The sequence below is a fragment of the Bradyrhizobium sp. HKCCYLS1011 genome, assembly GCF_051167795.1.
In the GTDB taxonomy this organism is placed as follows: Bacteria; Pseudomonadota; Alphaproteobacteria; order Rhizobiales; family Xanthobacteraceae; genus Bradyrhizobium.
Genome location: NZ_JBNPTT010000005.1, coordinates 523990 through 545787 on the forward strand (window position 1 = coordinate 523990; position 21798 = coordinate 545787).

The window sequence follows — 21798 nt, forward strand, 5'->3', positions numbered from 1 at the left end:
CGTCTTGCAACCGTCAGCCGATTGTCAGCTCCGCCCGCTAACCTTGTCCCGTTCAGAGCTTCAGTATCGCGTCGTGCCGCCCGCATCCCGCGGGCGGCATTGTCGTATGGTTCGGGCCATTACGCTCATTTGGCGCCGATGGCTCGATCGCCAAGGGAGCCGCTGCGAACACTCGGCTCAAGCCGATTTTCCTTAGCGATCAAGGGTTTGTTAGTGCTTTTCGATTCCGAAGCCCGCAAACGGCTTTGCCGCGATACGATGCGAACGACGGAATCGGGGCTCTCATCATGTTTCGGAAATCGATCAGGCAGAAGATCATCGGCATTGCGGCCGGACTGATCATCCTGGCAGTGATCACATCCATCCTGTCGATGGTGCTGGCCGGCAGGGTCGGTCATCTGCTCGATGAGCTGACCGGTAGATATATTCCGGCCTACGGCCACCTGGCGCGGGTGAACATCAAGTCGCTCGAACGCTCAGTCGCACTCCGTCGCATGATGGGTGCCCGGATGATGGAGGCCGCGCCGGACCAGGCGGCCTATACCGAGCAGCTGAAGCGATTCCAGGACCTCGATGCCGATGTCGCTCGTGAAGCGACGGCAGCGCGCCAGCTCATCAATGCGATCATCGAGGATCCCAGCACGCCGTCGGACAATGCCGCGCTAGGCCGGCTCGACGCCCGGATCGAAGCGACGACGACCGATCTGCGCCGTCGCGTGAACGAAGAGAGTGCCCGGGTGATCCAGCGGCTCGATGCGCGGGATTTTCCCGACGCCGCCCGCATGATGGCGGGGGTCGACCAGTTGCGGGACGAGTTCGACGACCGGATCGACGGCATTCGCGCTGACATGCTGCGCCAGGTCGAAGCCAGTGCGAGCACGGTGGTCGGTCAACAGCGGCACGCGATCGCGATTTCGGCCGCGGTGACGGGGATCGCCTCGGTGCTGGGCTTCGTGTTCGCGATGCTGGTCGGCACCGGCATCACCCGGCCCGTGCTGCGGCTGCTCGAAGGAACGCGAGAGGTCGAGGCTGGCCGCCTCGACCAGCCGATCAGCATCACGACCAGGGACGAGATCGGCCAGCTTTCGGCGGCCTTCAACCGCATGATCGAACGTCTCAGGCAGAACCAGCGGATCAGGGAGACGTTCGGCAGATATATCGATCCGCGGGTCGCTGAGGGCTTGCTCGATCAGCCGGCGCTCGCGGCCGCCGACGGCCAGCGCCGCACCATGACGGTGATGTTCTGCGACATGAAGGGGTTTACGACGCTCAGCGAAGGCGTGACGCCGCAGGGGCTGGTCAAGATCATGAACCTGTATCTGTCGACCATGTCGGAGCCGATCCATGCGCATCACGGCATCATCGACAAATATATCGGCGACGCGATCATGGCCTATTGGGGACCGCCTTTCGTCGATGAGGCCCAGCAGGCGGATCTCGCTTGTCTGGCGGCGGTCGAGATGGTGGGACGCATCGCTGGCCTGCGCAAGGCGCTCCCCGAACTGCTCGGCGTCCGCACGATTCCGGCTGAATGCGACCTCCGGATCGGGATCGCGACCGGGGAGGCCCTGGTCGGCAGCATCGGCTCGGCGTTCATGATGAACTACACCGTCATGGGCGCCACGGTGAATCTGGCGTCGCGCCTGGAAGGCGCCAACAAGCTCTATGGCAGCCGCTGCCTGATATCGCAGGCGACAGCTGAAGCGGGGGCGGCGGTGATCGAGGTGCGAGAGATCGACAGCATCGTCGTGCTTGGTCAGACGCAAGCCCAGACCGTGTTCGAGATCATGGGCGCGAAAGGCCGGTTGACGCCGGAGCAGGAGCTGCTGCGCGATCGTTATGGTGAAGGCCTCGCCGCCTATCGCGCGCAGCGCTGGGACGAGGCGCGCGCGGGCTTTGCGGCGGCGCTCGAAGTGTCGCCCGGAGACGGTCCGTCGCTGGCGTTGGTCGCGCGCATCGAAGGCATGAAGCAAAATCCGCCGGCCGCGGACTGGGACGGGGCGTGGAAGCTGGAGCGGAAGTAGGAGCTTGTGAGACCGTCATTCCGGCGCGCGTAGCGCGAGCCCGGAATCCATTTCGCAGCATGGTAAGATGCTTGACGAATTCCGGGTTCGATGCTGCGCATCGCCCCGGAATGACGATAGAGGGAGAGGCGAACTTTAATCCCCGCTCGTCAGTGCCCATCCTCCAAAATCATCGAAGCCGCTTTCTCCGCGATCATCGCGGTCGGGGTGTTGGTGTTGCCCGAGGTGATGGTCGGCATGATCGAGGCGTCGGCGACCCGCAGGCCCTCGATGCCATAGAAGCGCAGGCGCTCGTCGACCACGGCCATGGGATCGTCGGCCGTGCCCATCTTGGCCGTACCGACCGGGTGGAAGATCGTGGTGCCGATGTCGCCGGCCGCTTTCGCCAGCGCGGCGTCATCGTCGCCGACGGCGGGGCCGGGGAGGAATTCGACCGGATTGAAACGCGCCAGCGCCTTCTGCTTCATCAGCCGGCGCGTCACGCGGATGGCATCGGCGGCGACCTGGCGGTCTTCCTCCGTCGCCAGATAGTTCGGTGCGATCGATGGTGCCTCTTCCAGCTTGGCGGAGCGGATGCGCACGGTGCCACGCGAGGTCGGGCGCAGGTTGCAGGCGCTGACGGTGATCGCGGGAAAGCGGTGCAGCGGATCGCCGAACTTGTCGAGCGACAGCGGCTGCACATGGAATTGGATGTTGGCGCGGTCGCGCGTCGTGTCGGAGCGGGTGAAGATGCCGAGCTGCGACGGCGCCATGGTCAGCGGGCCGCGCCGGCGGAAGGCGTAATCGAGCCCCATCAGGCCGCGGCGGACCATCGAATAATAGGTCTCGTTCAGTGTGCGGACGCCCGAGACCTGGTAGATCGCGCGCTGCTGCAGATGGTCCTGCAGGTTGCGGCCGACGCCGGGCTTATCGAGCACGACGTCGATGCCGAGCGAGCTGAGCCAGTCGGCCGGCCCAATGCCGGAGCGGTGCAGCACCTGCACCGAACCGATCGAGCCGGCGCTCAGGATCACTTCGCCACTGGTGCGCGCCTCGATCATCTCGCCGTTCTGCTGGAATCGCACGCCGACCGCGCGGCCGTTCTCGATAACCAGCCGCTCCACCAGCACATGCGTCTCCAGCCGCAGGTTCGGCCGCTTCAGCGCCGGCTTGAGAAAGCCGCGCGCCGATGACCAGCGCCGGCCACGCTTCTGGTTGACGTGGAAGTAACTGATGCCCTCGTTGTCGCCGGTGTTGAAGTCGGGAATCCGGCGGATGCCCATTTCCTCCGCGGCGTCGCCGACCGCGTCGAGGACGGCCCAGGACAGGCGCGGCGCCTCGATGCGCCAGCCGCCGCCGACGCCATGGTGCTCGCTTTCGCCAAGGAAATGGTCCTCCAGCCGCCGGAATACCGGCAGCACGTCCTGGTAGGACCAGCCGGCCAGACCCAACTGGCGCCAGTGATCATAGTCGGCGGCCTGGCCGCGCATCGAAATCATGGCGTTGATGGCGGAGCAGCCGCCGATCACCTTGCCGCGGGGGTAGGCCAGCGAGCGGCCGTTGAGGCCGGGCTCGGCCTCGGTGCGGAACATCCAGTCGGAGCGGGGATTGCCGATCGCGAAGAGGTAGCCGACCGGAATATGGAACCAGATCCAGTTGTCGTTGCCCCCGGCCTCCAGGATCAACACGCGCTTGGTCGGGTCGGCCGAGAGCCGGTTGGCGAGGATGCAGCCGGCCGTCCCGGCGCCCACGACGATATAGTTGAAATCTCCCTCGAGCTGCCTTGGCATCGGCGTCCTTCCCTGGTCCCTTTGCAGGGGGTTTTAGTCAGCGGAGCGTCGGGGGGACAAGCCTTTCGTCCAGTTGATGGCTGACCTGCATGGATGCTGCGCCCCGGGCCGGTTAGGCGGTGCATCTTTTGCATGCTACACAGGCCTTAACGCCAACAGAGGTCACGAGAATTTTTATGCCTATCGTCAACCGCGTCGCCGATCTGCAGCCCGATATCCAGGCCTGGAGGCGGGATATCCATTCTCATCCGGAGCTGCTCTATGACGTGCACCGGACGGCGGCCTTCGTGGCCGAACGGCTGCGCGAGTTCGGCTGTGACGAGGTCGCCACCGGGCTCGGCAAGACCGGTGTGGTGGGCGTGATCAAGGGCAAGACGCCCGGCAATGGCGAAGTCAAGGTGCTCGGCCTGCGCGCCGACATGGATGCGCTGCCGATCGAGGAGGCCACCGGCCTGCCTTATGCCTCCAAGAACCCGGGCATGATGCATGCGTGCGGCCATGACGGCCACACGGCCATGCTCCTGGGTGCGGCGCGCTATCTGGCCGAGACCCGCAATTTCGCCGGCGAGGTGGCGGTGATCTTCCAGCCGGCCGAAGAGGGCGGCGGCGGCGCACATGCCATGATCAAGGACGGGTTGATGGAGCGCTTCAAGATCGACCAGGTCTATGGCATGCACAACGGACCCGGTCTTCCGGTCGGCGCGTTCGCGATCCGGCCGGGTCCGCTGATGGCGGCGACCGATAACATCGACATCACTATCGAAGGGCATGGCGGCCACGCCGCCAAGCCGCACAACTGTATCGACTCGCTTCTGGTCGGGGCGCAGCTGGTCACGGTCCTGCAGCAGATCGTGTCGCGCAATGTGGATCCGCTGGAATCGGCGGTGGTCTCGATCTGCGAATTCCACGCCGGCAATGCCCGCAACGTGATTGCGCAGAGCGCGACGCTGCGAGGCACGGTGCGGACCCTGACGCCGAAAATCCGCGACCTCGTCGAGCAGCGGGTGCGCGAGGTGGTGGCAGGCACGGCCCAGATCACCGGCGCCAAGATCGATTTGAGCTACACCCGCGGCTATCCGGTCACGGTCAACCATGCCGAGCAGACCGAGATCGCGCTGCAAGCGGCAAGAGAGGTGGCAGGCGAGGCCAATGTGCATGAGATGCCGCCGATGATGGGCGCGGAGGATTTCTCCTACATGCTGGAAGCGCGGCCCGGCGCCTTCATCTTTATCGGCAACGGCGATTCCGCCGGCCTGCATCACCCAGCCTACAATTTCAACGATGAGGCGATCGTCTACGGCACGTCCTACTTCATCAAGCTGGTCGAGAATACGCTCGCGGCCTAGTCGGCAACAGCTGCGAGTCCCGCACCCGCCAACAAAAAGCCCGCGCCGATGGCGCGGGCTTTCGTTTTTAGGCGTTGATCGCCGCCGCTCAGAACAGCTGCACGAAGATGAAGTAAAGGAAGCCCGACAGCATCATCGCGATCGGCAGGGTCAGCACCCAGGCCATCGCGATGTTGCGGATCGTCGACCATTGCAGGCCCGAGCCATTGGCTGCCATGGTGCCGGCGATGCCGGACGACAGCACATGCGTGGTGGACACCGGCAGGCCGTAGCCGTCCGCCGCCGCGATGGTGGCGGCCGCGGTGATCTCCGCGCAGGCGCCCTGGGCATAGGTCAGGTGGGTCTTGCCGATCTTCTCGCCGACCGTGATCACGATGCGCTTCCAGCCCACCATGGTGCCGAGGCCGAGCGCGATGGCGACCGCAATCTTCACCCAGGTCGGGATGAACTTGGTCGCGTTGTCGAGCGAGCCCTTGTAGGCGTTGAAGGTGGCGATGTCGGCGGCTGAGAGATCGGCCTCCTTGTCCTTCATCAGGAAGCGGATGGCTTCGGATGTCAAATACATGTCGTTGCGGGTGTTGCCGACCGCTTCAGCCGGCAATTTCGCCAGCGAGCCATACTCCTTGACCTGCTTGGCGATGTCGCGGACCAGCACCGCCAGCGACGGAAAGGTGCCCTCGTTGATCTGGCGCGCCGCGACATAGTTGGTGACCGCCGGGCGCGGGTCGCCGAGCACGTTGTAGCCGGTGGCCTTGGCCTCGATCACCTTGCTCGCGGCCTCCGAATTGCTGATGAACTGCTCGATCTTGCTATCAGCCATCGTGCGATTGAGGGCATAGGCGGTGGGCACGGTGCCGATCAGGATCAGCATGATCAGGCCCATGCCTTTCTGACCGTCATTGGAGCCGTGAAAGAAGCTCACCAGGGTGCAGGTCAGGATCAGGATGCCGCGGATCCACCACGGCGGCAGCTGATTGCCGACCGGCTCGCCGAACAGCGCCGGCGTCACCCGTGTCAGCACCAGCCGGAGGATGTAGAGCAGCACCGCGGCGAGGGCGAAGCCGAACAGCGGCGACAGCAGCAGCGCCTTGCCGACCGTGGCGGCCTGCGTCCAGTCGACGCCCGAGGTGCCGTCGCGACCGCGCATCAGCGCGTTGGCAATGCCGACGCCGATGATCGAGCCGATCAGCGTGTGGGAGGAGGAGGCCGGCAGGCCGAGATACCAGGTGCCGAGATTCCAGATGATGGCGGCGATCAATAGCGCGAACACCATGGCGAAGCCGGCGCTGGAGCCGACCTGGAGGATCAATTCCACCGGCAGCAGCGACACGATGCCGAAGGCCACCGCGCCGGTCGAGAGCAGCACGCCGGTCAGGTTGCACAGGCCCGACCAGACCACGGCGACATGGGCCGGCAGCGAGCGGGTGTAGATGACGGTGGCCACCGCGTTGGCGGTGTCGTGGAAGCCGTTCACGAACTCGAAGCCGAGCGCAATCAGGAGAGCCACGAACAACAGAATATATGGCAGGAAGGTCGTGACCCGCGTGCCGGTGGCCTGGACGTCCGCGTAAATGCTGTAGGCGACGAACAGCAGCGCAGCTGCGACCACGCCCAAATAGATGATGCCCGTCAGCGGATGAAAGCCGCGATCGAGATCAGGTCCCTTCTTCAGGGCGGGTTCGATCGAACCCGGCAACGCCATATCGGTCATTGGAATACTCCTCTCCCCAACGATCCGATCTTGCGCGATGCATATGACAAGCGGTTGAACCAAGGGCGCAAATGAGCGCGCGGCAGTTTCAGAATCCGTGCGGTTCCTGAGGCGACAACGGTTCAGCTTTAGAATGATTCGAAGGATTCACGCGGCCCGCGCGGAACGCTTCATTGTGGCGCCTGCGAGTTTCAGGTCCTCGACGAAGCGCTCATATTCGCGCGCCTTGGCGTCGGCGTCCGGCAGGCGCAGCAGATAGGATGGGTGCACCGTCACCATCGCCTTGATCCCGTCGGGCAGCTCCACCACGTGGCCGCGGCTCTTGTTGACCGGCGTGATCTTGCCGAACACGGATTGCGCGGCGGTGGCGCCGAGCGCGACGACCAGGGCCGGGCGGATCGCGGCCACCTCGCGCTCGTACCACTGGCGGCAGGCCTTGATCTCCGGCGTCGCCGGCTTCTGGTGCAGGCGGATCTTGCCGCGCGGGACGAATTTGAAGTGCTTCACCGCATTGGTGACATAGACCTTGGTTCGCTCGATGCCGGCTTCTTCCAGCGCGCGGTCGAGCATCTGCCCGGCGGGACCGACGAAGGGGTGGCCGGCGAGGTCTTCCTTGTCGCCGGGCTGCTCGCCGACCAGCATGAGCGGGGCGTGCGGCGGGCCTTCGCCGAACACGGTCTGGGTGGCGTTCTTCCACAAAGGGCAGGCGCGGCAGTGGGCTGCTTCTTCACGTAACGTCTCAAGATCGCCAGCGTCGTCATGGGCTTTGGATTCCTTGGCTTTGGGCTTGCGCGTCATCGCGGTCTCCTCAACCCGTTTCTGCGGTTTGTGCGGCTCGGTGCCGGGCTCGGCGATCATCGCGCCCGTGCGCTGGGTGGCGGAGGCGATCAGCGGCTTGATCAGGGAGGCCTCGGGCAGGTTCTGCCAATATTTCTTCGGCATCTCCTTTTCCATCGCCTTCACTTTCAGCCGTGCCGGATTGAAAATGCTGGCATAATAGCGCCGCCAGACCTCCTCCAGCCGATCTTCAGACGGCGCTTCAGCTTTGGCGACGCCGGGCGTGAAGCTGACCCGGCTGCCATCCCAATGGGCGCAGAGATCGGGGGTGAGGATCGACCACGGCATGTCGGCGAAGCGGCGGGCGAAGAACGGCGCGGCGAGCTCGACGATGTGGTGCTCCGGCTCGAACCAGGCGACATAGCGCGTCTCGCGCTCGCGGCCGATCTCGCGAAAGCGGACGAAGGCATGCATCTTGTGCTCGTCCCGGCGCACCGCGCGTGCCATCGCATGGGCCTGCGCGACGTCGGGATCGGTCGCGATCGTCATCAGGTCATGGTTCGACCGCAGCCGCCACAACAGCCGATACAGCAGGCCGAAGCGGCTTCGATCCCGATGCAGGATGACGGATTGTGCCAGCTCGACGAAGGACGCCGGCACCGAGAACGTCCCTTCGGGGACCTCCGGCAGCGTCGTCTCGGCCTGGTCATCGAACAGATCGGCCGTCTCGCCCTGCACACGCCAGGTCACGTCCGCCGGCTTGACGTTGTTCATCGCCAACGCTCGCGCCGCTTGGCGCCAGCCGTCGAAATCGGTGTCGCTGTCGAGCGTGACGATGTGCATGTGGCGCTTGCTCTCCACTTCGTCATTGCGAGGAGCCGAAGGCAACGAAGCAATCCAAAATCGTCGTCTGGCTCCTGGATTGCTTCGGGGCTTCGCCCCTCGCAATGACGGCTAAAATCCAAATCCCAATTGCTGCGGCTTCGGCCGAAGCCGTGTCCGCAAGCCAGCGGCATCGAGAGTGGCCGGTGCCGGACGGTGGTCTGAGAGAACGATGAACGGCAGCGCCTTGTTCCGGATCACATGCAGCCGGGCAAGGTCGGCGAGCCGGATCGAGGTCGAACGGCGCGTGGCAATGATGCGCTCGACCGTGCGGGTGCCGAAGCCCGGCACCCGCAACAGCTCCTCGCGGCTGGCTTTGTTCACATCGAGCGGAAAGCGGTCGCGGTGGCGCAGGGCCCAGGCGAGCTTGGGATCGATGTCGAGCGGCAGCATGCCGGCGCCCTCGTCGACGATCTCCTCGGCGTCGAAGCCATAGAAGCGCATCAGCCAGTCGGCCTGATAGAGCCGATGCTCGCGCACCAGAGGCGGCGCCTGCAGGGGCAGCGCGCGGCTCGCATCGGGGATCGGGCTGAAAGCCGAATAGTAGACGCGCCTGAGCTTGTAGGCGCCGTAGAGATTGGCTGACGTCGATAAGATCGTGCGATCGTCCGCGCTGTCGGCGCCGATGATCATCTGCGTGCTCTGGCCTGCGGGGGCAAAGCGCGGCGGCCTGGCTTTGCGGACCGTCTTCTTCGCATCATCGGCTTCATCGAGCTTGAGGCGGAGCCGTCCCATGGTGCGGCGGATCGCGCGCTGGTCTTTTTCCGGCGCGAGTTGTGTCAGGCTTGTTTCCAGCGGCGTCTCGATATTGATGCTGAGCCTGTCGGCATATTTGCCGGCGTCCGCGATCAGCGCGTCATCGGCCTCGGGGATGGTCTTGAGATGGATATAGCCGCGGAAGTGATGCTCCTCGCGCAGTTTGCGCGCGACTGAGACCACTTGCTCCATCGTGTAGTCGGGGCTGCGAATGATGCCGGAAGAAAGGAACAGGCCTTCGATGTAGTTGCGGCGATAGAAGTCGATCGTGAGCTTCACGACCTCGTCCACCGTGAAGCGTGCGCGCGGCACGTTGGACGAGGCGCGATTGACGCAATAGAGGCAATCGTAATTGCAGGCATTGGTCAGCAGGATCTTGAGCAGCGAAATGCAGCGGCCGTCCGGCGCATAGGAATGGCAGATGCCCATGCCGGGCGCGGTCGAGCCGAGACCCTTGCCGTCACTGGAATCCCGCATCTCGGTACCGCTGGAGGCGCAGGAGGCATCGTACTTTGCCGCATCGGCCAGGATCTCCAGTTTACGCGTCAGCTCCATCCTTCTGAATCCCTTTGATTCTCTTAGATGAATCCCATCCGGGGTAATCCCGATTGACTCATCCCGTGACGTTAGCTTTATATTAGAACGTATCATGAACAAAGAGGTTCGTTGCGGGTTCAACTGCCAGGGACTGCAGAGGCTCGTAACGACAAGGATGTGAGGAACGGCGACGCATGACCGGCGCACGCATGGACACGCTTGCGCGTTTGCGCAGCCGCATCGCTCGCCTTGAGGCGGGCGAGGGCGCGCTGGACACGCGCCGTGCCGCGCTCGGCCATCACGAGGTCGACGCGACCTTGCAGGGCGGGCTCGCCCTTGGTGCGCTGCACGAGGTGTTTGCGCCGAGCGGAGCGCAGGCTGTGGCCGCGACCGGTTTTGTCTTTGGTCTTGCGGCGCGCGTCTCGGCACAGCGGCCGCTGGTCTTTATCCGGCAGGATTTTGCCGAGCGCGAAAGTGGCGCGCTGTCGCCATGCGGGCTGGCCGAGCTCGGGCTTGATCCGCGCGCGCTCGTCATTGTGCGCGCGCCCGATCTCGACACTGCGCTCCGCACATCAGCCGATGCGCTCGCCTGCGATGCGCTGGGTGCGGTGCTGCTGGAGGTGTGGGGCGAGACCAAAAAGCTCGATCTCGTCGCCAGCCGCAAACTGACGCTCGCGGCCCAAGCTTCAGGGGTTACCGGGCTGGTGCTGCGGACCGCCGCCGAACCCATCCCTTCGACCGCGGAGACGCGCTGGATCGTGCGCACCGCGCCCTCGTTGGCCTCTGCACCTTTGATGCCTGCGGCGCCTTGGGCCGCCTGGGGCGCGCCGTGCTTCGACGTCGAACTCATTCGCAACCGTCACGGCCAGACCGGGCGATGGATCATGGAGTGGAGCTGCGATGACCAGTGTTTCAGCCAGCCGGCGGCGGATTCTCAGCCTGTGGCTGCCACGCCTGCCGATCGACCGCATCAAGCGAAAGCTGTCATCCACAAGCGCTACGCCTGATGACGGCAAGCCGAATGTCGTCGTCATCAAGGAGGGCAACGCATGGCTGATCCATTCGCTGGACGACGTCGCGGCGCGCTATGGGCTCTCACACGCTCTCCCGCTCGCCAATGCGCGCGCGATCTGTCCCGACCTCGTGGTGCACGAGGCCGACACGGCCGCCGACGCCAAGACCCTGGAGGACATCGCCGATTGGTGCGACCGTTTCACGCCGCTGGTGGCGCTCGATCCGCCGCATGGTCTTGCGCTCGACATCACCGGCTGTGCCCATCTGTTCGGCGGCGAGGCCATGCTGATGAAGCTGTTGTGCGACGCGCTGACCGCGCGCGGCTTCACGGTGTCAGCCGCGATCGCCTCGAATGCGATCTGCGCCCGTACATTGAACCACCATGTCCATGGTCGCATCGTACCCGAGGGCGAGGAGGCGGCGCTCGTCAGTCCGCTGCCGGTGGCCGCGCTCGGCGCCGGCGAAGCGATCACGCTGGGCCTGCGTCGCGCCGGGCTGAAGACCATCGGCGATGTCGCATCCCGCGGCCGCCACGAGATATCAGCGCGTTTCGGTAGCGCCTTCACCCGCATCCTGGCGCAGGCGCTGGGCGAGGGCGATGCGCCGATCAGCCCGCGGAAAGCCCCGCCCGACTACATCGTTGAAAAGCGCTTTGCCGAGCCGGTGGCGACCGACACCGTGATTGCCGCCAGCCTCTCCAGCCTTGCCGCCATGCTGGTGGCGGCGATGGCGCAGCAGGGCAAGGGCGCGCGGCGGCTGGAAGCTTATTTCTTCCGCACCGACGGCGTGGTGCGCATGATCGCGGTCGACACCGGCCGGCCGGTGACGGAGACGCGCGTGATCGACCGGCTGTTTCGCGAGCGGCTGGACGCGTTGAGCGATCCGCTCGATCCCGGCTTCGGCTTCGACCTGATCCGGCTGTGTGCCAGCCGCAGCGAGATCGTGGTGCAGGAGCAGCGCGATCTCGACGCCCATGTCCATGACAATGACGAGCTCGCCGCGCTGATCGACCGCATCGCCGCACGGATCGGGGGCAAGCGCGTCGTCGTGCATCTGCCGGAGGATACCCACATTCCGGAACGTGCGGCGCTGCCGGTGCCGGCGCAGCAGCACCTCGCCGCTGCCTTGCACGCGGACTGGCCAGCGCGCGTCGAGAGCGAGCCGCCGCTGCGGCCCTTGCGCCTTTTTGATCGTCCAGAAGAAATCCAGGTGGTCGCCCAAGTGCCTGATGGTCCGCCCGCGCGCTTCGTCTGGCGGCGTGCCGCGCATGCGGTGGTGCGCGCCGAGGGGCCGGAACGGATCGCGATGGAATGGTGGCGGCCGGAGGGGCAGGGGCTGACGCGGGATTATTTCCGCATCGAGGACGAGCATGGCCTGCGGTTCTGGCTCTACCGCGACGGGCTCTATGATCGCGAGATCGATCCGAAGACGGGCGAGCCGGTGCAGCCCGCCTGGTACATGCATGGTCTGTTCGCATGAGCGTCAGGGCGGTCGCACATATCTCGCGGCGCACTCGCTGCTCACCCTCCCCTGGAGGGGGAGGGTGAGCGACCTGTGCAAGTCTATCCATCGGGACAGATCATTTTGATGGACCGGGGATGCGCCGTCGCCGAAGCAGCTTCTGGGATAGCTCTGCCATGAAAGCCGTCGATTATGCCGAGATCGGCATCACCACCAATTTCTCCTTCCTGCGCGGCGGCTCGCATCCGCAGGATTATGTGCAGCAGGCCGCCATCTATGGCCTCAAGGCGATCGGGATCGCCGACCACAACACGCTCGCCGGCATCGTGCGCGCCTATAGCGAGCTCGACAATGACAAGCTGCCTTACCGGCCGAAGCTGCTCTATGGCGCGCGTATCGTCTTCACCTGCGGCACGCCCGATATCCTGGTCTATCCGCGCGACCGCGCCGCTTACGGCCGGCTGTGCCAGCTGCTCACGCGCGGTAAGCGCGGTGACGACAGCGACAAGGTCGAGAAGGGCGCCTGTTATCTGACATTCCAGGATCTGTTGGACTTTGTCGAAGGCCAGCTTCTGGTGCTGATGCCGCCGCATCGTTTCGAGGAGGCGGGCTTGCGCACGATCCTGGCACGCCTACGCGAGAGCCAGGCCGAGGGCGTATGGCTTGCCGCCAGTCTGCTTTATCGCGGCGACGATCGCCGGCGACTGGCGCGGCTTGCGCGCCTCGCTGCATCGGTCAAGGTGCCGCTGCTCGCGACCAATGATGTGCTCTATCATCACCCCGAACGGCGCCCGCTGCAGGACGTGCTGACCTGCATCCGCGAGAAGACCACGATCGATGCGGTCGGCCGCAAGCTCGAAGCCAATGCCGAGCGTCATCTCAAGCCTGCGCACGAAATGGCGCGGCTGTTTCGCGACCATCCGCAGGCGATCGCGGAGACCATGCGCTTCGCTGACCGCATCACCTTCTCGCTCGATCAGCTCAAATACCAGTATCCGGACGAGCCGGTGCCGCCCGGCAAGACAGCTCAGCAGCATCTGGAGGACCTGACCTGGGCCGGCGTGAAGAAATATTTTGGCGATGACCCTGACGAGACGCTGCGCGCGACCTTGAAAAAAGAACTCGCGCTGATCGCCGAGCTCAACTACGCGCATTACTTCCTGACCGTCCACGACATCGTGCGCTATGCCCGCAGCCAGAACATCCTGTGCCAGGGCCGGGGTTCGGCGGCCAATTCCGCGGTTTGCTATGTGCTCGGCGTCACCTCGGTCGATCCGACCAAGGTCGATCTCTTGTTCGAGCGCTTCATCTCCAAGGAGCGGCTGGAGCCGCCGGACATCGACGTCGACTTCGAGCATTCGCGGCGCGAGGAGGTGATGCAATATGTCTATCGCCGCTACGGCCGTCACCGCGCCGCGATCATCGCCACCGTCATTCATTACCGGCCGCGCAGCGCCATTCGCGATGTCGGCAAGGCGCTGGGACTGACCGAGGACGTCACGTCTGTTCTCGCCGACACCGTGTGGGGCAGCTGGGGCGACGGGCTGTCGGAGATGCAGGTGCGGCAGGCCGGGCTCGATCCCACCAATCCGATGATCGGCCTTGCGGTGGCGCTCGCCGCCGAGCTGATCGAATTTCCCCGCCATCTCTCCCAGCATGTCGGCGGCTATGTGCTGACCCAGGATCGGCTCGACACCTACGTGCCGATCGGTAATGCCGCGATGGAGGACCGCACCTTCATCGAATGGGACAAGGACGATGTCGACGCGCTGTCCATGATGAAGGTCGACGTGCTGGCGCTGGGCATGTTGACCTGCATCCGCAAGAGCTTTGACCTGATCGCGCGGCATAAGGGCGAGCGTTACGAGCTTGCCGACATCAAGTCGAAGGATGATGACGAGGTCTACCAGATGCTGCAGCGGGGCGAGTCGCTCGGCGTGTTCCAGGTCGAGAGCCGCGCCCAGATGAACATGCTGCCGCGGCTCAAGCCGCGCACCTTCTACGATCTCGTGATCGAGGTCGCGATCGTACGCCCAGGGCCGATCCAGGGCGACATGGTGCATCCTTATCTGCGCCGACGAAACAAGCTGGAGAAAGTCAGCTATCCGTCGCCCTCACCGGAGCACGGTCCACCGGACGAGCTCTACAAGGTGCTGCACAAGACGCTCGGCGTGCCCTTGTTCCAGGAGCAGGCGATGCGGATCGCGATCGAAGCTGCGCAATTTTCCTCCGAAGAGGCTAACGGCCTGCGCCGTTCGATGGCGACCTTCCGCAATGTCGGCACCATTGGTTCCTATGAGGAGAAGATGGTCGGCAACATGATCGCGCGCGGCTATGATCCGCAATTCGCCAAAAGCTGTTTCGACCAGATCAAGGGCTTCGGCTCCTACGGCTTTCCGGAGAGCCATGCGGCGAGCTTCGCTCAGCTGGTTTACATCTCGTCCTGGCTGAAATGCTTTCATCCCGATGCGTTCTGCTGCGCGCTACTCAACTCGCAGCCGATGGGATTCTACGCGCCGGCGCAGATCGTCGGCGATGCCCGCAAGAACGGCGTCGAGGTGCGCGACGTCGACGTGTCCTACAGTTTTGCGCAGAACACGCTGGAGGAGGGCAGCGGCAAATATTGCGCCGTGCGCTTGGGCTTCCGCCAGATCGACGGCTTCCGCTGGATCGACCCGGACGAGGAGGGGGTGAAAAGATCGAAGCGGCTTCAGGTGTCATCGCACAGCGATGTGTGCGTTGCTGCACCCTCATTCGGGACCGAAGAGCTTTCTGCCTCCACTTCGTCATTCCGGGGCGTCGCGATAGCGACGAACCCTGAATCCATACCCCCTAACCGTGGTTTTGGATTCCGGGCCTGCGCCCAAGAGGGCCCATCCCGGAATGACGGCGGAGAGATTGCGATTCCACTCTCCCATAACGACAACCATGACGCCGACGATTGGGGCGAGCGCATCGTCAAGGCCCGCGCGCGGCGGCCGTTCACGTCGCTGGAGGATTTCGCCCGCGACACCGGCCTGCCGAAGCGCGCGCTGTTGCTGCTCGCCGATGCCGATGCGTTCCGTTCGCTCGGGCTCGACCGCCGGGCTGCGCTCTGGGCGGTCCGGCGTCTGCCGGATGATGTGCCGCTGCCGCTGTTCGAAGCGGCGATCGCACGCGAACAGCCTGATGAGAACGCAAGACCCTTGCCCGAGATGCCGCTGTCGGAGCAGGTGGTCGCCGATTATCAGACCATCCGCCTGTCGTTGAAAGGGCATCCGATGGAGTTCTTGCGGCAACGCTTCACACGCGAGGGCGTGCTCGCCTGCCGCGATGTCAACGATGCCAACGACAAGCGTTTCGTCCGCTGCGCCGGCGTGGTGCTGGTGCGCCAGCGGCCCGGCAGTTCCAAGGGCGTCGTGTTCATGACCTTGGAGGACGAGACCGGCATTGCCAATATCGTGGTTTGGCCGAAGGTGATGGAGCGCTTCCGCAAAGAGGTGATGGGCGCGCGGCTCGTGCTGGTGGAAGGGCATATCCAGAGCAGCCCGGAGAAGGTCGTGCATCTGGTTGCTGAACGGCTGATCGACCGATCGAGCGATCTGTCATTGCTGTCCGACGATCGCCTCGGCTCGCAAGCCGCGCCGCATGGCCCCATTCCGGCCGAGTCGCTGAATGACGACCGCAGGCAGCATCCGGACAGTCCTGCGCAAAAGGTCGGCCATCCCCGCAACGTCCGCATCCTGCCGCGCTCGCGCGACTTTCATTGATGCTCGATGGTCATTACGAGACACCTTAGTGCTGCAATGACGCCACCGAAGAACGCCCGCACCGTTCCCCCAGCTTGATATAGGGCGCCCAAGGGGCTTGCTTCAAGACCCCGCTCATCCCGTACAACCGCCGGCCCAAGCCACGATCCACGGGGTGACGACATGATGACATTGATATCCACGTCGGCGGAGCGCGCGACCGACCCGAGCGCGGTTGACCACGCGGTGGTGATCGCCGGCGCAGGTCCGACAGGGCTGATGCTCGCAGGCGAGTTGGCGCTGGCGGGCATCGATGTCGCCATTGTCGAGCGACGCGAAAGCCAGGATCTCGTCGGGTCGCGTGCGGGCGGATTGCATGCGCGCACGATCGAGGTTCTCGATCAGCGCGGGCTGGCCGACCGATTCCTGGCGGAAGGAAAGATGGCCCAGATCGCGGGGTTCGCCTGGAATCGGCTTGATATCAGCGACTTCCCGACCCGGCATAATTATGGGCTCGCGCTGTGGCAGAACCACATCGAGCGCATCCTCGCCGGCTGGATCGAAGAGCTGGCGGTGCCGATCTATCGCGGACGGGAGGTCATCGGTTTTGCGCAGGACGAAACCGGCATCGACGTCGAACTCTCCAACAGCCAGTCGCTCCGGGCGGCCTATCTCGTCGGGTGTGACGGCGGACGCAGCCTGATACGAAAAGCAGCCGGCATCGCATTTCCCGGCTGGGATCCGACCATCAGCAACATCATTGCCGAGGTCGAAATCGCCGAAGAGCCGGAATGGGGGCTTCGCCATGACGCGCTCGGCTTTCATGGGTTCAGCAGGCAGGAGAATGAGCCCGTGCGGGTGCTCGTGACTGAGCGAGATCTGAACCGCAGCGGCGAGCCGACGTTGCGCGACCTCAGCGAAGCGCTCATCGCCGTGTACGGGACCGATTATGGCGTCCACAGTCCAACCTGGATTTCGAGATTCACCGACATGAGCCGGCAGGCAGCATCTTATCGCGCAGGACGGGTGCTGCTCGCCGGCGATGCCGCGCATGTCCATCATTCGTCCGGCGGACAAGGTCTCAACACCGGCGTGCAGGATGCCGTCAATCTCGGATGGAAGCTGGCCCAGGTGGTCAAAGGAATCTCACCCGAAAGCCTGCTGGATACCTATCATGCCGAGCGGCATCCGGTCGCGGCCCGCGTGCTGTGCCAGACCATGGCGCAAGTCGCGCTGCTTCGCCGCGCCGACGACCGCCTCAAGGTCGTGCGCGACATCATTTCCGAGCTCCTCACGATGGACGAGCCTCGCAAACGCTTCGCGGCAACGATGTCGGGTCTGGACATTCGTTACGACCTCGGCGAAGCGCATCCGCTGCTCGGGCGTCGCATGCCTGACCTCGATCTCGTCACTGCCAATGGTCAGCGCCGGGTCTTTGCTCTTCTGCACAATGCACGGCCGGTCCTGCTCAACTTCGGTGAGCCCGGCACTCTCGACATCATGCCATGGGCGGATCGGGTGCAGCAGATCGATGCGACATATTCCGGTGCGTGGGAGCTTCCGGCGCTCGGGCCTGTGGTGGCGCCGGCCGCCGTGCTGGTTCGGCCCGACGGCTATGTCGCGTGGGTGGGAGACAAGGCCCGGCTCGGGCTTGCCGAGGCGCTGACCAAATGGTTTGGACCGCCGAGCGCGGCATAACGAGGTGTCTGCGTCCACATGCTCAAGCTCGACCATCTCACCGTCATCGCGCCGACTTTGGCGGAAGGCGTCCTGCACGTTCGAAATTGCCTGGATCTCGATGTCCCATTTGGACAGCGCCATAGCTACATGGGCACCTATAATCATCTGCTTCAACTGGGCGGGACGGTTTATCTGGAGATCGTGGCCGTTGACCCCGAGGCCGATCCGCCGGGCCGCCGACGCTGGTTCGGGCTGGACGACCAGACCAAGGTCAGGTCGGATTGGGAGGAAGGCCGGCGCTTGCGCGGCTGGGTCGCGCGAACGGATGCGATCGACGCGATGATCGCGACGCACGGAAACATCTTCGGGGAGAAAGTCCCGCTTCCGGCTGCTGACCCGTCCTTCGACTTCGCCATTCCGAACGACGGCTCCCTTCCGCTCGACGGGGCCGCGCCTTCCATCATCGACCGTCGCGGCAAGTCCCGCGCGATGGCGACAATTGCGGATCTCGGCGCACGGCTGCAATCCTTCACGCTCGAGCACCCGGACGGTCCCGCCATGGAGGCGCTGTACCGCGCGCTGGCCGTGGATCATGCGCCTGAAATCGCGGAGGGTCCCAAGCTGCGCTATCGTGCGCGGATCGAAACGCCGGCCGGACCAAGAGAGCTGACGTGAGCCCGGCACCGATGCGAGCGGCGGCGTCTATCTGACTTCGATCTGCAACTGATCGAGTTTGCTGCAATAGATCGCCGACTCCATCAAAAGCCTCAGTGCGATGTCGGGCGCCAGCACGCTTTTCACGTCTTGAATCGGGCGGCTCGCCGCCTGAGCCGCAATCGCCGACCACCATGCGACGGGGGCGGCTCCGAAGTCGCGGTCGGAGCCCGGAAATTTCCCCGAGAAACAGATGAGTGCCGTCGGCCAAACTGCCCTGAGAAGGTCTCGCGCCGGCAGTTGGGCCTGGTGATTGGAAGGGACGGAGGAACTGCCTTCGTTCGCTTGGCCGATCGTCGATGCGACGTGTCTGAACATGGGCTCGAGCTCAGGCAATTGTTGAGGCTGGATGCCGGCCCTTACCGCGCCTCCGGCTGCTACCGACCAGACACATCGATTTCCGTCAGCCTCGGTCTTGGGCACCAGCATTCTGTTCAGCGCATCGCCAAACCAATATTGTTCGCCTGAGGCCGCGGCAACGCGATTGAGGTCGACGCCCATTTTAGGTGAGCAGACAAAGAGCGTCCGCTGCGCGGCGTAGCCGGCGATTGCGCCGACTGCTGAAATATATGTCTCCGCGTGGATGCGACCGTTCAAGGTCATCCGATGTGACAGGTTTTGGACAAGATGACCGAGAGCGAAATTGCACGCCGCGGCATCCGGTTCGTTCTTCCACGGCAGTTGATTGGGGACGGTTTTCATAAGCCACCCTTACCAGAGTCCGTCACAGCATCGAAGCCGGCTATGCCGATCGTGCGGCAGGAAATACGTCGCCTTGCTTCTGTTCAAGCGTCAAAAGTGATCAACGCTTCCGCTCAAAACAGAGCTGGAAGCAGAGCAATAGTCTCGCGACGTTACATCTTCCTCAACGATCGACGTTTGGAAGGAAAGAATTGGCGTTGGGGACAGGTTCAGCCGGGGCTGAAACCGATCATCAAATTAGTCAGTTCGATCACGATAGGCATCGCTGCGCTCAACTCTTCGTAGGATCTCTGTTGGGATGATGCGTACTCCGGCTCGGGCCAGTCTCGCGCCCGTCGTTAAGGGGTATATCAGGGAGCGGCGATGCCGAGGCGTACCACTCAGTCTCATGGGGGTCTAAGTGGCCGCCCAACAACCGCGCGACATCGCCGCCCCAACGTGTCTGTCAATAAGGATAATTCGGGCAGACCCACTGGCCATAGGTGTTGTAGTGGCAGCCGTTATTGTAGCTGTTGTTGTAGTAGCCGTAGGAGCCGTAGGCCGCTGCGGCCCCGACCGCTCCCACGGCCGCGGCACCATAGGCGGCGCGCCGAGCACCGCGATAGGCTGCGGTCCGGTACGCTCCTCGACGCACCGCCGTGCGGGCCACGGGCCGACCGGGAATGGGCCGGTACCCATAACCACGTCCGGCGACACCGACGCGACCCGCGCCACCGACACGGGCAACGCGTGCACCTCCGCCGTGGAAACCGCCGCCGCCCCTGTAACCACCACCGCCGCGACGCGCCAGCGCCTCCTGCGGAACCAACGTCGCGCAGACCAGCACGAGGGCGGCGAGGATTGTGAGAGCATATCGAAGCATGACGTTCCTCCTCTCGTTTCGGACGCCACAATTCTCGGTCGAACTCAGCTTCACCCAAGATGCCGCGTCGACCGAGCAAACAAAGGCACCCGTCGCGAGTCTCGCTCCGGCGAGTCATTGCGATTGAGATAAATCAATGGAACTTGCAGTTAATGTCGAAGCGGTCGTCCGCGCCGCGCCGCAAATGATGACCGCGCTCCTGATCGGCCGACCCTTCGCCAACAAAGGCATGGATGCAACGCGATCACCTCGCGCCGTTCTCTCGCAGAGGGCGAGTTGAGAGACGCTTCCCCGGGCACGTCGCGCGCTGGAATGCGTTCGGGCGTCATCTTGGCATGCTACGCCATTGGGGGCGCGGACGCCGGACGCGCCCATGATGCGCCGCAGAGGGGCCCCAGGCTCAACGGAATGAACTGAACGCAAGCTGAACGGGGGTCGTTGAAGTTTCAAATTTTTAACGCAAAACTGAGGCGATTTCGGCGATTTTTAGGTTGTTTAAAGCTCCAGTTCCGCACTATTAGCGCAGCAAAATGAACGGTCATCGCCGGGCGCTCCCGTAAGGCGAGCGTAAGGTGGATAGGCCATGGCGTCTGACATGAACCAATCTCCGCAGAAGCTGAGCAAAAAACGGCTGATCATCGTCTTGGCGGCGCTGGCCGTTGCCGGCGCAGGCGGCTATGGCTACGTGCAATCGCAGCCGGGGCTGGCCGCAAAGGACGATATTGAGCTCTCCAGCCAGTCGCGGAAGGGTGGCCAGACCTTCACGCCGTCGCCGTCCGAATGGGCCACCCTGACCGTCGAACCGGTCTGCGAGAAGGTTTTTCGCGCCGAACACGTCACCGAGGGCAAGGTCGCGGTCGATGAGGATCGCTCCACCCCCGTATTTTCCCCGTATGCCGGTCGCGTGACAAGACTGCTCGCCAAGCCCGGGGAGACCGTCAAGCAGGGCCAGCCGCTGTTCGTGATCGAGGCCGCCGATACGGTGCAGGCCCAGAACGACTTCATCACTGCGATCACGGGGATGAACAAGGCCAAGTCCGCGCAGGATCTGGCCGAAATCCAGTACAAGCGGGCCAAGGACCTGTTCGAGGGCCGGGCCATTCCGCTGAAGGATTTCCAGCAGGCGGAAGCGACCTTTGTCCAGGCCCAGAACGATATGCGTTCGGCTCAGACCGCGCTGGAGGCCGCCCGCAACAAGCTGCGAATCCTCGGCCTGACCGATGCGGCGATCACGGAGTTCCAGGCCAAGGGGACGATTGACCGCGAGATCACCATCAACGCGCCGCTCGGCGGCACCGTCGTGCAGCGCAAGGTCGGCCCCGGTCAGTATGTCCAGGCCGGCGCGAGCGATCCCGTATTTGTGATCGGCGACCTCTCGACCGTCTGGCTGATCGCCTATGTCCGCGAGAGCGACGCGGCGCTGGTCAATGTGGGCCAGGAGATTTCGGTCAACGTGCTCGCGCTGCCCGGCCGCCCGCTCAAGGCGAACATCAACTATGTCGCTGCGGCGATCGACCCGGCCACCCGCCGGCTCCTGGTTCGCGCCACCATCGACAACAAGGACGGCCTGCTCAAGCCCGAAATGTTCGCCAATGTCACGATCTATTCGCCGGGCGATCAACCGGCCGCGGCGGTGCCCCGGCAGGCCCTGATCTACGAAGGTAGTCAGGTGCGCGTCTGGGTCGCGCATCCCGACAAATCGATCGAGCTGCGCAAGATCAAGACCGGCCTCGTCAATGGCGATCTGGTCGCCGTCGAAGGCAACCTGAAGGCCGGTGAGCAGATCGTCACCAAGGGCAGCCTGTTCATCGATCGCGCCGCGTCCGGGAGCTGAC

The 21798-nt window shown here is 64.2% G+C and carries 14 protein-coding genes; 8 read left to right on the forward strand and 6 right to left on the reverse strand.

Annotated elements, in window-relative coordinates:
- The first annotated feature begins 287 nt into the window (after nucleotides 1-287).
- A complete protein-coding gene (locus ACQR1W_RS19410; RefSeq protein ID WP_434852284.1) occupies nucleotides 288-2024 on the forward strand; it encodes an adenylate/guanylate cyclase domain-containing protein in 1737 nt (578 codons plus the stop codon).
- A gap of 149 nt (nucleotides 2025-2173) precedes the next feature.
- Here ACQR1W_RS19410 and ACQR1W_RS19415 read toward each other — a convergent pair whose 3' ends face one another.
- Nucleotides 2174-3793 (reverse strand): GMC family oxidoreductase, encoded by a 1620-nt coding sequence (locus ACQR1W_RS19415; RefSeq protein WP_434852285.1) that lies wholly within the window; start codon nucleotides 3791-3793, stop codon nucleotides 2174-2176.
- 176 nt (nucleotides 3794-3969) lie between these two features.
- Here ACQR1W_RS19415 and ACQR1W_RS19420 point away from each other — a divergent pair, with 176 nt between their 5' ends.
- Nucleotides 3970-5139, forward strand: a complete 1170-nt coding sequence (locus ACQR1W_RS19420; protein ID WP_434852286.1) for a M20 aminoacylase family protein — start codon at nucleotides 3970-3972, stop codon at nucleotides 5137-5139.
- A gap of 88 nt (nucleotides 5140-5227) precedes the next feature.
- Here the strand turns inward: ACQR1W_RS19420 and ACQR1W_RS19425 are convergent, their stop codons facing one another.
- From ACQR1W_RS19425 to ACQR1W_RS19435, 3 genes are all read right to left on the reverse strand, one after another.
- On the reverse strand, nucleotides 5228-6850 hold the full coding sequence (locus ACQR1W_RS19425; protein ID WP_434852287.1) for an inorganic phosphate transporter: 1623 nt from the start codon (nucleotides 6848-6850) through the stop codon (nucleotides 5228-5230).
- A 147-nt stretch (nucleotides 6851-6997) separates the two neighbouring features.
- Nucleotides 6998-8470, reverse strand: a complete 1473-nt coding sequence (locus ACQR1W_RS19430) for a UdgX family uracil-DNA binding protein (RefSeq protein WP_434852288.1) — start codon at nucleotides 8468-8470, stop codon at nucleotides 6998-7000.
- Between the two features lie 111 nt (nucleotides 8471-8581).
- The gene (locus ACQR1W_RS19435) at nucleotides 8582-9820 is read right to left on the reverse strand and encodes a putative DNA modification/repair radical SAM protein (RefSeq protein ID WP_434852289.1); all 1239 of its coding nucleotides are present in this window, start codon (nucleotides 9818-9820) and stop codon (nucleotides 8582-8584) included.
- Between the two features lie 176 nt (nucleotides 9821-9996).
- Between ACQR1W_RS19435 and ACQR1W_RS19440 the strand changes: the two genes are divergently transcribed.
- The 5 genes from ACQR1W_RS19440 (at nucleotide 9997) to ACQR1W_RS19460 (ending at nucleotide 18360) form a co-directional block, all read left to right on the forward strand.
- On the forward strand, nucleotides 9997-10809 hold the full coding sequence (locus tag ACQR1W_RS19440) for an ImuA family protein (RefSeq protein WP_434852290.1): 813 nt from the start codon (nucleotides 9997-9999) through the stop codon (nucleotides 10807-10809).
- On the forward strand, nucleotides 10703-12295 hold the full coding sequence (locus ACQR1W_RS19445; RefSeq protein ID WP_434852291.1) for a Y-family DNA polymerase: 1593 nt from the start codon (nucleotides 10703-10705) through the stop codon (nucleotides 12293-12295). Before ACQR1W_RS19440 ends, ACQR1W_RS19445 begins: the two co-directional genes overlap by 107 nt.
- Nucleotides 12296-12453: 158 nt before the next feature.
- Nucleotides 12454-16026 (forward strand): error-prone DNA polymerase, encoded by a 3573-nt coding sequence (locus tag ACQR1W_RS19450; protein WP_434852292.1) that lies wholly within the window; start codon nucleotides 12454-12456, stop codon nucleotides 16024-16026.
- Nucleotides 16027-16188: 162 nt separating this feature from the next.
- A complete protein-coding gene (locus ACQR1W_RS19455) occupies nucleotides 16189-17703 on the forward strand; it encodes an FAD-dependent monooxygenase (protein WP_434852293.1) in 1515 nt (504 codons plus the stop codon).
- A gap of 18 nt (nucleotides 17704-17721) precedes the next feature.
- Nucleotides 17722-18360 (forward strand): VOC family protein, encoded by a 639-nt coding sequence (locus tag ACQR1W_RS19460; RefSeq protein ID WP_434852294.1) that lies wholly within the window; start codon nucleotides 17722-17724, stop codon nucleotides 18358-18360.
- Between the two features lie 27 nt (nucleotides 18361-18387).
- On the opposite strand, the gene ACQR1W_RS19465 is transcribed toward ACQR1W_RS19460, so the two are convergent.
- Entirely contained in the window at nucleotides 18388-19101 is a 714-nt protein-coding gene (locus ACQR1W_RS19465) for a hypothetical protein (protein WP_434852295.1), read from the reverse strand.
- Between the two features lie 445 nt (nucleotides 19102-19546).
- The gene (locus ACQR1W_RS19470; RefSeq protein WP_434852296.1) at nucleotides 19547-19963 is read right to left on the reverse strand and encodes a hypothetical protein; all 417 of its coding nucleotides are present in this window, start codon (nucleotides 19961-19963) and stop codon (nucleotides 19547-19549) included.
- A gap of 583 nt (nucleotides 19964-20546) precedes the next feature.
- On the opposite strand from ACQR1W_RS19470, the gene ACQR1W_RS19475 reads away from it, so the two are divergent.
- Entirely contained in the window at nucleotides 20547-21797 is a 1251-nt protein-coding gene (locus ACQR1W_RS19475; RefSeq protein WP_434852297.1) for an efflux RND transporter periplasmic adaptor subunit, read from the forward strand.
- Nucleotide 21798 lies beyond the last annotated feature (1 nt).